Origin of the sequence: Flavobacterium flavigenum (genome assembly GCF_027111255.2) — a bacterium.
Taxonomy (GTDB): Bacteria; Bacteroidota; Bacteroidia; order Flavobacteriales; family Flavobacteriaceae; genus Flavobacterium; species Flavobacterium flavigenum.
Window position 1 is genome coordinate 829,841 of sequence record NZ_CP114285.2, and the last position, 13,935, is coordinate 843,775.

General features: G+C 31.6%; 9 protein-coding genes. 1 reads left to right on the top strand and 8 read right to left on the bottom strand.

Annotated elements, in window-relative coordinates:
- Positions 1-762: 762 nt before the first annotated feature.
- Positions 763-1,872, bottom strand: a complete 1,110-nt coding sequence (locus OZP09_RS02990) for a helix-turn-helix domain-containing protein (RefSeq protein WP_269236453.1) — start codon at positions 1,870-1,872, stop codon at positions 763-765.
- A 536-nt stretch (positions 1,873-2,408) separates the two neighbouring features.
- Here OZP09_RS02990 and OZP09_RS02995 point away from each other — a divergent pair.
- Positions 2,409-4,574, top strand: a complete 2,166-nt coding sequence (locus OZP09_RS02995) for a TonB-dependent receptor (RefSeq protein ID WP_281310263.1) — start codon at positions 2,409-2,411, stop codon at positions 4,572-4,574.
- 552 nt (positions 4,575-5,126) lie between these two features.
- Here OZP09_RS02995 and OZP09_RS03000 read toward each other — a convergent pair.
- The 7 genes from OZP09_RS03000 to OZP09_RS03030 all read right to left on the bottom strand — a co-directional run bounded on the left by OZP09_RS03000 (position 5,127) and on the right by OZP09_RS03030 (position 13,922).
- Positions 5,127-6,317 (bottom strand): glycosyltransferase family 2 protein, encoded by a 1,191-nt coding sequence (locus OZP09_RS03000; RefSeq protein WP_281310264.1) that lies wholly within the window; start codon positions 6,315-6,317, stop codon positions 5,127-5,129.
- A gap of 10 nt (positions 6,318-6,327) precedes the next feature.
- On the bottom strand, positions 6,328-7,527 hold the full coding sequence (locus OZP09_RS03005) for a glycosyltransferase (protein ID WP_281310265.1): 1,200 nt from the start codon (positions 7,525-7,527) through the stop codon (positions 6,328-6,330).
- A 3-nt stretch (positions 7,528-7,530) separates the two neighbouring features.
- Entirely contained in the window at positions 7,531-8,694 is a 1,164-nt protein-coding gene (locus OZP09_RS03010; protein WP_281310266.1) for a glycosyltransferase family 4 protein, read from the bottom strand.
- Between the two features lie 106 nt (positions 8,695-8,800).
- Complete coding sequence (locus OZP09_RS03015; protein ID WP_269236460.1) at positions 8,801-9,997, bottom strand: glycosyltransferase family 2 protein; 1,197 nt, start codon at positions 9,995-9,997, stop codon at positions 8,801-8,803.
- Between the two features lie 50 nt (positions 9,998-10,047).
- The gene (locus OZP09_RS03020) at positions 10,048-10,986 is read right to left on the bottom strand and encodes a phosphoribosyltransferase family protein (protein WP_269236461.1); all 939 of its coding nucleotides are present in this window, start codon (positions 10,984-10,986) and stop codon (positions 10,048-10,050) included.
- 66 nt (positions 10,987-11,052) lie between these two features.
- Positions 11,053-12,534 (bottom strand): O-antigen ligase family protein, encoded by a 1,482-nt coding sequence (locus OZP09_RS03025; RefSeq protein WP_281310267.1) that lies wholly within the window; start codon positions 12,532-12,534, stop codon positions 11,053-11,055.
- Positions 12,531-13,922, bottom strand: a complete 1,392-nt coding sequence (locus OZP09_RS03030; protein ID WP_281310268.1) for a lipopolysaccharide biosynthesis protein — start codon at positions 13,920-13,922, stop codon at positions 12,531-12,533. Before OZP09_RS03030 ends, OZP09_RS03025 begins: the two co-directional genes overlap by 4 nt.
- Positions 13,923-13,935: the final 13 nt, after the last annotated feature.

The following is a 13,935-nucleotide window of genomic DNA, read 5'->3' on the forward strand; positions in this document are numbered from 1 at the left end:
ACTTCCCAAAAATTAAAGAGTCGAGTTTTTTTCATAAAAATTAATATTCTATTTAGTAGCGTGCAAAAGAACAAAATGAAATAATTTCTCATTTACAAGCGCTTCTAAACATTGTCCAAAAACGAAGATTTTGGCAAACAAAATATTTATGTACAAACTCACTTACTTATTATACTCAGTAATTCAAATAGTTAAACAAAGGAAACAATACCCTTATTATTTCTAAATATTCTTTTAAAATTAAAACCCTAAGCTTTATTGAATTAAAAAAACGGAAAAAATGTTATCTGTTAGTTACGATTTGCAATAAAAAACGTCTCATTTTTTTTGTTGATTGAAAACATTTTTATGTCAGATACACTTACAAAAAATGCTTAATTTAAGATTATAACTAAATCTATATAATCACAGCTGAAGAAGTCTTCGATTATTAGAAAAAAAACTGAAAACTGCCATTTTGAGGAAATTTATAAAGCACAAGGAACAGTTCTTAATGTTATGTATGCTATTGAAAATTTAGTCCGGAGTATTTTATGCTAATGCAGCCTTTTGCGAAAATATCGAAAACATTCTGAATATTAATAAGCAGAAAACACTATCTATAAATCACTAAATACCTAATATTTAAAGTTTTATTTAAAAAATTATAGTTATCATTCAAATTTTGAGAAAAAATAGAATTTGAAATTAGAACTACTTCCATGAAAAAACAAATTACTTTGTTACAGCAAAATAACACTAATTTTAACTTTCACAATTAATTTAGTTTAATTCTTTCTCAAGAGTCGATTTCATTTTTAAATATTCTCCAGGGGTGCAACCTACTTCATCTTTAAAGGTACTTTGAAAAGAAGAACGTGAAGAAAATCCGGCTTTATTACCTATTGCATCAAGTGTTAATGAGTCCGAAAGTCCATCTTCAATTAGCTTTTTAGCATATTCAATTCTGAGTTCAGCACGTATCTTTGTCAATTTAACTTTCAATATACTGTTAAAACAATAATAAAGATGATGCTTAGGTACATTCATAGATCGGGAAAGTTCTTCCATTGAAAAATTAGCATTTAGAAAAATCTCACTCTCTTTAATATAATCTAGAATCGATTGAGATAATTCAATAAATCTTGGGTCAATATCTTTTTCCTGAAGTTCTTCCTGAACCTCATTGTCCTGTTCTCTTTGTAAAACATTTACAGTATTATTTTCTAGAAGTACTGATCCATCTAATTGTAACTGTTTTTCTGGTCCTAAGAAATAATCATTCTTATTTTTATCCCTTTGCGGAATCCCATAAAGCAATTCAGGGAAAACCAATAAACTCACAGGGATAATTAGAAGGCAAAAACTAATAATATCCATTGGCAGACTAGTTTTCAATTTTGTTAAGTCAGGATTCGGCTCTTTTAAAAAAGAATAAGACAGTACCGCAAAACATACAATTACAAATACAATTATAAATATAAAACTAAAAAGCCATAACAATACCTTACGAGTCTGGACTTTAGGAATTCGTTTATTGGTTCCCATTTTTGTCCAAAAACGAAACACCATAACTAATACCAATATCAGATAAAAACACAATAAAGCAGGTCTCGCAATAATATTAACAATATTAGGATAAAGTCCTACGGTAAATGTTTTTGCAACCATAGTATCCTTCACTAGTCGCCGTGCCAAAGCTAATTTATAAGAAAAAGGAGTTAGTAAGTAAGGCGTTATACTAATTAAATTGATAAAAGCAGGAACCAAATGCAAAAAATCTTTCCTGGTAAATTTACTGTTATCGAATAAAGTGCCTCTAACATAAAAATATAATAATGGTCCAATTAGGAAACCAATCGGAGCCGTATTATTATAAAAAATAGCCAGCAAAAACACACTCTTTTTAAAAAACAATACATAGTGTATTAAAGAATATGAGCATAACACGTAAATGAATCCAGATAAAAAAATGGAATTACGGTTAATGTTCCAATTATGATAGGCCATTAAAATCGCCAGAAAAATAGTAAGTATAGATATATAGGGATGCATCTGTATTTTCAAAGCATGTAAAGTAACATACTTTAAGCGCAACAAAGTTAATCAATGGAATTTCAAAAACAATATTTTAAAAAAAATAGAGACTAAGTTTCCCAGGTGCTAAAAACCACTGTCTGAATCTTTTCATTAAAAAACCTAAAAATATTTTATTTTGATTTGAAATAACAATTCTGTTTAAAAATCACTTTCAAATAAAAGTAATAATTATCTATATTTGCCCGCCTTAAATCTTGAAGAAACCGATATGTAATATTCTAAAATCAGCTCATCTAATTTTATCTTATCATTTGAACAACTCCTTCAAATAAATAAAATTTATTATTTAAAGCACTCTCAAAAATTTTTAAATTATTACAAGTGTCTCAATGAAAAAAAATATTCTGTTCCTTATCTTATTGGGACAATACACTTACTCACAACACGGGATTGTAAAAGACAGTACAAAAAACAATCAACTTGAAGAAGTGATTGTTACTGCAAATAAAGTAGAACAAAAAAACGTAGAGGTACCTGTAGCAGTTACTTCTATTTCGTCCAAAGGAATTTTAGATTCAAGGTTAGTAAACTATTCTGATTTAACAGGCAGAATTCCCAATTATTTATATCAGGGTTCGGGAGTTGGTTTTCAATCTATAAATTCAATAAGGGGAATTCAGGTATTTAGTTATAACCCTGCGGTATCCGTTTATGTCGATGATGTAAATTCATTGGATATTATGGCAGGTGGTTTTGAACTTACGGATATTGATCGTATTGAAATTTTGCGTGGTCCGCAAAGCACTCTTTTTGGACGAAATGCTATGGGAGGTGTTATAAATATTTTTACCAAAAAGCCCACTAACAAAACTACTGGATTCATTGAACTTGAAAATGGAAATTTTTCCTTGCAGCGCTATTCTGCAGGTGTAAAATTCCCTATTATTAAGGATAAACTATTTTTTGGGTTAAATGGATTATTCCAAAAAAGAGATGGTTTTATGAAAAATGACATCAAAGGAACTACTACAACCGATACTAGCCTGAATGGAAGAACCATTGGTGATGAAGAAAATACGTATGGAAACATTTTTTTTAAATGGCTTGTTAATAACAAACTAAGTTTTACAGCAAACGTAAAACATCAGAGAGATTTTTCAAATGCATCCGGATATCTGGTTTCTCAAAAATCAGAAAAAATTGCATTAGAAACCCCAACGGTTATCAATGTGGCCAGAATAGGAACACATGAGAGAGAAATTACCAATTATTCACTTACAGCAAAATATCAGGCACAGAGCTTCGAACTAACTTCTATTACTGCTTTCCAGCAAATTTCGTTTTTATTTAGAAACATGGATTTCCCTGGCTATTATGAATCATTTTACAGAAGTTCTATTGGGGAAAAATTACCAACACAAAATGTATGGACCCAAGAGATCCGAATTAATTCTGCTAAAAAAGAGAACAAATTTCAATATATTGCAGGTTTATACGGTTTTAAACAAATTAGCTACGATCCTACAAGTAATTTAGCCTATGAATTGTCTCCTTCCAATTACGTAATTTACAGAAATAAAAGAAATAATAGTGGGTATGCTGCTTTTGGAGAAATTAGTTATAGACTTTTTGACAAACTAAAAATAATTGCGGGAATTCGTTATGATATAGAAGAACGGGAATCTATTTTTAATGGTTTTGGCGATGCTGTTTTTGTAGGCGGGGTATTTACACAAATTCGTCCTGACCTCGAAAAATCAGTAAAATACAATGCTTTTTCTCCTAAAGCATCATTAATTTACAGCCTTAATGAAAAGTCAAATATTTACGCCACTTTTACACGTGGTTTTAGAGCTGGAGGAATAAGTTCACAGGCTGTTCCTGTAGGAGTTCGACAAGATTATGATCCTGAATATTCAGATAATTTCGAATTAGGTTATAAAACCAATTTTTGGAATAACAGAGTCAACTTGAATGCTGCTGCATTTGCAATTAATTGGCAGGATTTGCAATTCTCTAATCTGGTTGCACCAACTACTTATTCTATGGAAAATGTAGGTAATGCCTACTCTAAAGGTATTGAACTGGAAGCCAACATTATCCCTCTGAAAGGATTACAATTAGATTTTGCTTATTCTATAAACGATGCCCAATATAAAGATTTCGATTTAAAAAGAATAAACTTCATATCAGGTACACAAATTACAACACCAATAGGAGGCAATAAATTATCGAATGCCCCAAAAACAACATTTTATACCGCTACTCAATATTCAATTCAAACATCTGAAAAAGTAAATTTACTATTTAGAATTGAATTTAGAAATATTGGCGGATATTATACGGACATCCAAAATAGTCTTTATCAGCCTACCTATCAGGTTGTAAACACCCGATTTGGATTAAATTATGACAATTATGGTTTGTTCTTATGGATCAAGAATTTAACTAATGAACACTATTTATTTTATGGAAGTAGTGATACCAGTTTAAGAAGGTCATCTGTAGCAGCAATGCCAAGTCAGATAGGAGTTACATTATCTGCCAGGTTTTAAAAAATTATGCAGAACTTTTAAAATATGACCTATATATCTTGCTTTTAGTAAAATTAACTTAATAAACATATTCAATAATCCGGCGGTAATCTTCAACAAATGAGTTAGATATTTGAACGTTTCTTGTTACAAAAAAAAATCAAAACTTAGGCTTTAAACAAATGTAAATCAATTATTTATAAATTAAAATTCACTAAGTATTTTCATAAATGCAATAAGATTCTCTTTAGTAGTCACTTTTTTTAATTTAAAAATTTCAAAGATAAAACCTATTCACAAATGCTAGAGACGCCATTTAAAACTCTAAACGGCGAAAAAACAAACTGGTAAAAAACACTTTGTAGCCAGGAATTATAAGAACTGGAAATTCTTTATCACAGCAATGACAGACTTAATCATATAACTTTTCCTAAGCACATATACACCTTAAATTCTACGCTATGTTCCTCTGAAAAATTCAAAACCTTTGGAACCTAAACCATTTTTTATCCTCAACTTTATAAATCGATAATCCTGATTAATAATATTATTTGGATATTAAATTCTAGAATCTCAATCAGCCCGTTTAGCCCTTTCCCAATTTACGGATTGTGATTTTTTGACATACCTGAAAAATCCAAGTATCACACATAAATTCATGATGAAAAAATAATAAGGAACAAACAGAATTTTAATCCTTGTCTCTCGATTTTCTAAAAACCATCCTAACAGCGCAGCTGCATAGAAAAAAAGTTGCATCCAAAATAATATAGAATAAAATCCAAAGGATACAATCCCTTCATTAAACGCTATAATAGATAAAACGGGAATTAATAATATAAGGCATAAAGGGGTAAGACTCCAACGCAAAACGCGATGAGAAATGTACTGAAATGAAAGTGTTCCATATTTAAAAATATTCAATAAGGAACGTAATCTTACAATAGACTGAATACCGCCCGCAGAGATTCTGATTTTACGTTTAAACTCTTCTTTTACACTAGCTGAAGCTGTTTCAATAGCATACGCTTCTGGGTCATATTGAATGGTATATCCTTCTTGAGCGACTCTTAATGATATAATAAAATCGTCAAGCAGCGTATCTTTTTCAACATGCCGATACAGTTCTGTCCTAATAGCGAAAAGTTCTCCGGCAGCTCCAACAACAGAATATAATTCCGCATCCCATTTTTTTAATGCCGATTCATATTTCCAGTAAATTCCCTCCCCTGCTCCCGAAGCCACATCACTTTCTTTATTAACAATTCGTTTTTCTCCCGAAACACAGCCAACAGCAGGATTACTAAATAGATTAACAATGCGTCTGATTGATTCTTTGCCTAAATTTGTATTGGCGTCACTAAATATGACAATTGGTGTTTTTACAAATTCCATACCCCGGTTCATAGCCCCGATTTTTCCATTTCTTTCGTCTAAATGATAAACCGTAGTATTAGCGTACCCAGTTAATAAGTTGGGGGTCCCGTCATCAGAACCATCTGTAACCCAAATAATGTTTAATTTTTCTTTGGGGTATTCAAGTCCTAAGGTATTTTTCATTTTTGCCTCTACATAATCTTTTTCATTATAAGCAGCGATGAACAATGTAACTTCGGGTTCATAATTGGGATTACTATTTACCTTATTTCCAAGTTTTAAAAAACGCCTTATTTTGATAATTACAAATAATAAAATCCCATATCCAACATAGGTATAAACAATAATAAACAATAGAAACCAGAATATAATTTTTAGTGCTGACATAGCTTTCAATTTAAGATGGATATTTATGCTTAATAATTTTTTCGAGAACATTTCCAAATTCTACCACTCTGCCTTCCCAGGAATTAAGTCTTGCAAATTCGATTCTCTCTTTAATTAATACGTCATTATCATTTTCTAACTCATATTCAATATATGACTTGAAAAGTTTTTTGTTTTCTGCGGATTTAACCATGGATTTAAAATCGGTTAAATTGGCGAAAGCTGTCATAACCACAGGAACACCAACGGCCAAATATTCATTAATTTTTAGTGGATAAATGTTTTTATTAACCTCATCCATTTTATAAGGTATTATGCCTAAATCATATTTCGATAATAGTTCAGGCACCTCATGTGCCTTTACCGATTTAAAAAATGAAACATTATCATATTTCGATAATCTTTCTTTTATATTCTGGTTGAGCAAATAGCCCGTAAATTGAAATAATACCTGAGGTAATCCTTGAATTGCGTATTCCATACAATCGATATCAAACCTAAAATCTAAGGTTCCTATATAACCTACTTTTTTTTGTGCAGAAGAACTTGAAACAGTTTTTTTAGCGTGGGATTCAAATAATTTAAAATCAACCCCATTTTTAACCACATAGCTTTGCGTATTTAATTGCTGCTTTTCAGAATTTAAATAATCCGATGTTGTTATAATGCCATCAACCTGCCTGCAAAATTGCTGCTCAATAGTATAAATTCTTGATTTGTGCCTTTGTGTATCCATCCCGTCATAACAGTAATACACATTTAGATATTCGTGTAATTTGCCAATCATGGGCAGGCCATACATTGGGTTGTATGCAGTGATGATAATTGGATTATCTAACTTTAATTTCTTTATGGTTTTTCGAAGCTGTGTTTTATAAATAAATGCATTGATGCTAAAAAACTTTTGAAAAATTGATTCATTTTTAATAAAATCTACCGGCAAAACCGGAGGCATTACCAAATGCTTAACAACTGCATTACTATCTGTTTTTTCTTCTATGATTCTTTTTTTTAAGCCCAACATTCTGGATACTTGTGCTCTTTGTTTTCCCAATAAAGACATTATAACATCTTTGACTGTAAATGGATATTCAACAAAAACTATGGTGTTTTTTTCTGCTAAAAGTGATAACAATTGCACCGTAGATTTAGTAAACTCACCATGCCAGGTAGTTTGAGAAATGCAGATAATATTTTTACCTTCAATCATAATCTATTGTTTTTTTGAATGTTCTGAATAAATTAATTCGTAAAGTTTTAAATACTCTTTTGCCATATTTCTCCAAGAAAATTGTTTGCTGCGCTCCAAACCTTTGTCGCAAAGAGATTTTCTGTACGCGTCATTATTTATGATTTCAATAATTCCCTGAGTAATTTCTTCGGGATTAAATGGATTTATAATATGGGCAGCATCTTCTGCAATTTCAGGCATCGATGATGTATTTGACGTAATAACAGGCACGTTACACGACATAGCTTCCAACATTGGAATCCCGAAACTTTCGCGAAGTGACGGATACAAAAAAATATCGCATTGGGAATAAATAGCAGGTAAATCGGTATTAATTACATAACCTGTCAAAACAATATGATTGATAAGATTGGTGTCATCAATTTCGACCAAGAGAATATTGAGTTCAGTTTTATCATAATCGAGCATAACCAGTTTATAATCAGTCTCTGTCTGTTTTAAAAAATCTGAAAAGGCTTTTAGTGTTCCTTTTGTATTTTTCTTAGGATCCGTATTACCAAGGAAAAAGAAATACTTATCAGGTAAATTGTATTTTTCTCTAACGCGTTTCAGTTCGTCTTTACTGGTAACTGGTTTAAAATGTTCACTTACGCCATTATAAATAGCATCGAGTTTTTTATCGTCTTTAATTCCAAAGAATTCACCGATTCTGTTTTTTTCAAAATGGGATACTGTAATCACTTTTTTACTCCTTTTTACAACACGTGGTACTACGAGTTTTCTATATATATTTCCAAATTTTTGGTAGGTACTTGCACTGCTTTTGAGTATTTTTAAATAACCGCTTTCCATGTAAATAATGTCATGAAGAATCGTAATTAAAGGAATAGAAGTAAAAAATGGTGCCGTATTACTCGTACAATGCAATACATCGCAACCATATTTTTTGGCTGCTTTTGGCAATGCTATTTGTTCCCATGCTGGGTATGGTCCCCCATTTAATTCAATAATCTTAAAGTTTGAAGTTTCTTTAAGAACGGAACTGTCTTGATCTGGTTTTACAAATATAAAATATTCATTTTCGTGGTCTAGATCCTGGAGATTCTTTATTAGTTCTAAAGCTACCATGTCCATACCATGTTTTTTTTTACGAAAAAGCCGCTGTCCTTCTATACCTATTTTCATGATGCTCTTTTTTAGATTAATTGCTTCTGCATCTTGATAAAAATCAGAAGTAATTATTATGATTTTATTTTCCCATCTCTTAATTAGTGTGTTTTCCAGTATAATTTCAAGTTTGTTTATTTGAACTTGAAGTATGCTTTGTATGTATAAATGTTTTATTGGCTCCTTTAATTTTTAACAGAGACAGCAGCATCATAAACATACCTTTTGGCAGACTAGCCAAAGCATTCAAAGTATTAATAGTATAGAAATATTTTGGAACTGAAAAAACAAAAGACATTATGCAGGCTGTTACTAAGATAATCCAATAATTAGAGTAAGGATTTTGGTTATCTAAAAAATAATTGATTACAAGAAAGCCAATACTGCACAGCATTACAGCTCCTAACAGTAATATTCTAGGTGGCTGTATAAATTGAATTGCCTTATCAAAATAATCAATATTACCATTCAATAGTAAATGTTTGCAGGCACTTAGAATATCTTTCCTGAAATAATGTAATTGTGCAGAAAGCCATCGACGGCGCTGATTGCCAAACACTTCAGCTTTTTGTATTTTTTCGTCAAAAACTACAGCATCATTGAGATAAACAATTTTGTGACCTTCTTTAAGCATTTTGAGTTCTATTTCCTTATCAAATCCGCCAACAGCAGTAACTGTTGCCATAAGTGTTTTAAAATAATTGTACTTAAAAGCCATTCCGGAACCTATTATTGCAGATGAAAGCCCCAAAACCCTGTGTCCTTTCCGAAAAATGTTATTGTTTATTTCTTCGCTAATGGCATCAAGAACAGCCCAGGAGTTATTCGTATTTTTTGCTGTACGATGACCTTGAACCGCAGTAAAACCATATTCAAAAGCAGCATTTATTTTTTTTAGAAAATCATTATTCATCACATTATCCGCATCAAGAACAACTGCAATATCATAATTATTTCCTAAGGCATCCATCGCTTTGTTTAAAGCCTTAGATTTTGTACTCTTTTCAAAACTTACTTCAATAACTATAATGGGTAAGGTCTTTAATTTTGCTATTGTTTCCTTTTGAAAAGAATCGGCAATAATTACGATATCATAAAGTTCTTGTGGATAATCTTGCAGCAATGCCGCATTTGCAACTTCAATAATTACCTCATCTTCTTTATACCCCGGAATAAGAACCGCTATTTTTTTTATATTTCCGTTATCTGAATATTTTTTCTGTTTATAAAATAAACTTGCTGCGGCAAATATTAAAATATATAAAGTTGCTAAACCCAGAAGGCTTAATAAAACAATTTGTATGATATTAAATACTAGCATAATAAATTTTATAATTAAAACCGTTAGGACTCAAGATTAAATAGCTCATCTTATTTAAACTTTCTCAGTTTATCCCTAAGTTTTAAAGCGTATTTTCTAAGGAAAGGCAGATGCTTGCCACTTTTAAGGTTATACATAAAAGATTCCGATTCAAATATCATTTCGAAATTCTCTGTACATAAAACCGGTTTTTTTGTTAATCTGTTTATCTCTACTGCCTGATGGTATTCACTTTCTATAAACAGCACATAAGGTTTTGACAGGTAAGCTTTAGCCTTATGACCGCCATGATTATTAGCGCGCTGTCTTGCCTCCATATTGGGTAAATCGAGCATAACCAGTTCATTATATTTGATATTGTTAGCCGCTAACCAAGTTTCTGTTTCTTTGCGGTATTTTTCTAAACGAGATGTTACAATTGTTCCAATTTTGCTCCCTGGAATGAACAATGGCGGAGCATTTAAAATAAAATCGGTATATTTTTCTCCGTCATCATTTTGCTCAGGCAAAGGGTCTGCACATAAAACACCATCAATGTCAAAACACGCTTTTTCTAAAGTGGTATGATTGAGAATATTCCATTGAAAATACCTTGGCAAGGGTACAATTTCAAAAAAATAATCCACCATTTTTTCTTTACCTGGAATTACATAAACTGCACAATATTTTATATTGAATTTATCATCAAGATGTTTTAAACTTTCTTTAACCTCGACCATCGCAGCTCCCGAAGCAATACTGTCGTCAACCACAAGGATATTTTTAAATTCTGAGATATCAAAAAACTGGCTTCTGGCACCAGCTTTATAAATATGTCCATTCAAAAATGAATGAATATCGGTATAAGGCTTGTTGAGATATAATGCTAATAAATTTGCAGGAAGCATACCACTCCTAGGAACACCAACTATCAAATCTAAATCACGCGGTATTATACTTAACCTTTTAAGTATAATATTATTCAAATCTTTTACATTTCTGTAATACATAGTGCTAAGTTTAAGGATTACTGGTTGTATTCTGTTTTTCTAAATTGTTTTTGAATGCTTAACTGTTTATTGTTTAAGCAATTCAGCTTGATTTTCTTCAATCTCTTGTTCATAAACATCGGAATTTAAAATAATTGCCATTGTTGCATAGATTAATAAAGCAGTTGGCATTTGCCCTAAGACAGCATTTCCATAAGAAGCTACCATAATTCCCGCCATTCCTGCAATTAGTGAAGCCATTTTAAACTTCAATATTGGATCCCGAATTTTAAACATCACTTTTAATGAGGCTTTTATCATTACATAAAAAAGAATTCCTAAATGCAGTATTAAGCCAACAATCCCTTGTTCGACCCAGATTAAAACATACCAGCTGTCGGTGGCAACATTGGATAGAAAAGCATTTGGCAGGTATTTTTGAGCTTTAGTGCCTCCGTGGCCAATACCTCCGCCAAATGGTCTAGAAGCTAAATAATTTTTGAGTATTTTTTGATTATCAAGCCTTACCTGCAAAGAAGCATCATTTGGATCAAAGGCAGTTCGCATCCTTCGTACCTGTGCATTTCCCTGTGCAATAGTCGTGTATTTGAAGAATATAAAAACGATAGCTAAAAATGTGACACCAATAATAATAACTTTTACATTTTTACTTAAGATAAAATAAGTCATAAAACCGACTATAGGTACACTCAAAGCACCTCGTGTACCCGAAATGACCATTCCATAAATCCCTAAAAGGCCTACAAAAATGAAAAATATTTTTTTTAATTTCTTTTGCTGTGACATGGCGTAAATCAAAAAAACAACTCCTGTATATCCTTGATTTGCACCAAATTGCCCGGCATCACTATAAAATGAAAAAACTCTAAGTTTACCAAATAGAATATGTGTTTTGTAACTTCCTTCATTTAGCCACTCTTGTTCTGCACCATCTACGCCAAGAGTCATCTGCATAATTCCTTTTAATGTTGCCAGTAACGAAAAGGCGGCCCATATGTAAAAAAAATAGCTGAGTCTCTTTTCATTCCTGATAAACATAAAGGTTAACGGTATGAATAAAAACGGGTAAAAAGCAATTCCTCTTCCAGAAATCCAAGCCTGAACACTTCTGGCTTCTGGATTAACCAACTCAAAAACAGAATAACCCAGCCATAATATGGATAAAAATGTAATATCTCTTTTAGCTGGAGTCCAATCAATACGGGTTCTGAACTGATTCATAAACAAGGCTAAATAAGTCAGAACAAGTATACCATCAATTGCAAACCCTAATGGCAGCCCTTTTACATATCTGCCCATACCTATGATGACAAAGTTTAATGCAATTGCAGTATAATACCCTAAAACTGGATAGCAAAATAAATAATATAAAAAGACAGATCCGAAAATGACAGCCAACAACAATCCAATTCCAATAACACCTAATTTTACTATAATCAGAGCAGAAACTGACATTATACTAAAGAGCATAATCAAATTCCCTGGTTTAGAAATATTCAGGGATCCTGAATAACTTTCAAATGGATTTATGTTATTATATTCACTCATGATCTAAAATTATTTTCAATTTTCACACAACTATCATAACGATTATGTGTCAGCTTATTAAAAACTGAGATATAAAACTTTAAACCGCTCCTAAAAATTTCTTTGAATGAAAGGGATAACTCCTGATTGATAAAATACATCCCCATCCAAATGCCAATAATGGTAAATATAATAGAAGCAATAGCTACAAAAATTAAAGATTTAAATATAAAAATAGCCACTAAATCCCCTATAACATTGGCAATTACCATAACAAATACCTTGATGGCATTAATTCTTGGCTTATTGATACTATCCAGACCAACTCCTGTCATTCTATCAATAGGTAATAATAATCCATATATGGAAAATACGCGAACGATGTCAACAACATTAAACCCTGTTATAGGATCTGTTTTCAAGAATTGTTTTCCGCTTATAAGCATAACAAAGAATTCAGCAAATACAAATGTGAATAAACTTATTGCGACGAAGAGATAGGTCAAAGCTCCAGAATAAGTATAAAACAAACTTTTAACTTCATTAATTTGATTGTGTAAACTAGCTTTAGACATCTTTGGAAAGGCCGTAGCGACAAAACTGCGCAATGGTATCTGCTGTAATTCAGTCAGCTTCAAAGGAATACTGTAAAGGGCAACTGCTGCACTGCCTAACGGACTTAAACTAATAATTAAAGTATCTACGCTTCGTAATAAATTAGTTCCTATAAGGGTAAAGGTTGTGTATTTGCCAAAATGCAATAAAGTCTTATTGGTTTCTGCACTTGCTTTATTAATGAGAAAAATTCCATCCCATCCCAGAATAAAACTTATAATTGATGTACCTGCATTCACAATAATTAAGCCTATGACTAATTGATTCAGGCTTAAATTTAATAGTGAAAAATGCATCAGGATTATTAAAAAAAAACAACCGCTATTTATTGCTTTAAGTACTAGAATCTGCTTATATTTTCTATCAGCCTGCAACACAACTAAAGCAATATTCCACGGAAGATTTAAAAATGCAAGCAAAGGATACCATGTAAAGAAAATAGTATATCCCGAATTTTGAATTGCCTCAGGAAATAATAATTTACAAACAATCAAAACTAAGGCAACTAAAATTGTGGCACCTAAGCTTATTAGTGCGTTAGAACCAATCAGTTTAACTCTCGATGAATCATCAGCTCCGGAAAGATAGCGTATCAAACCGGTATTGGTTATACCAAATCTAAACATTTCTACAAATGATCCAGCGGCCATAAACAAAACCCATTCACCAAATACTTCTAAAGATAAACTTCTGGCAAGCAAAGCAAAACCACCAATACCTAAAATAGCAATGACAACATTTCCTAATAATGATAGAAAATTATCTTCGCTTACTATTTTTTTGAGTGTTTTCATTTGCTGTGCAGTT

Excerpts from the sequence above, each read along its gene's own strand:
- OZP09_RS03000 (WP_281310264.1), bottom strand. The coding sequence starts at position 6,317 with ATGTCAGCACTAAAAATTATATTCTGGTTTCTATTGTTTATTATTGTT.
- OZP09_RS03030 (WP_281310268.1), bottom strand. The coding sequence starts at position 13,922 with ATGAAAACACTCAAAAAAATAGTAAGCGAAGATAATTTTCTATCATTA.
- OZP09_RS03015 (WP_269236460.1), bottom strand. The coding sequence starts at position 9,997 with ATGCTAGTATTTAATATCATACAAATTGTTTTATTAAGCCTTCTGGGT.
- OZP09_RS03020 (WP_269236461.1), bottom strand. The coding sequence starts at position 10,986 with ATGTATTACAGAAATGTAAAAGATTTGAATAATATTATACTTAAAAGG.
- OZP09_RS02995 (WP_281310263.1), top strand. The coding sequence starts at position 2,409 with ATGAAAAAAAATATTCTGTTCCTTATCTTATTGGGACAATACACTTAC.
- OZP09_RS03025 (WP_281310267.1), bottom strand. The coding sequence starts at position 12,534 with ATGAGTGAATATAATAACATAAATCCATTTGAAAGTTATTCAGGATCC.
- OZP09_RS03005 (WP_281310265.1), bottom strand. The coding sequence starts at position 7,527 with ATGATTGAAGGTAAAAATATTATCTGCATTTCTCAAACTACCTGGCAT.
- OZP09_RS03010 (WP_281310266.1), bottom strand. The coding sequence starts at position 8,694 with ATGAAAATAGGTATAGAAGGACAGCGGCTTTTTCGTAAAAAAAAACAT.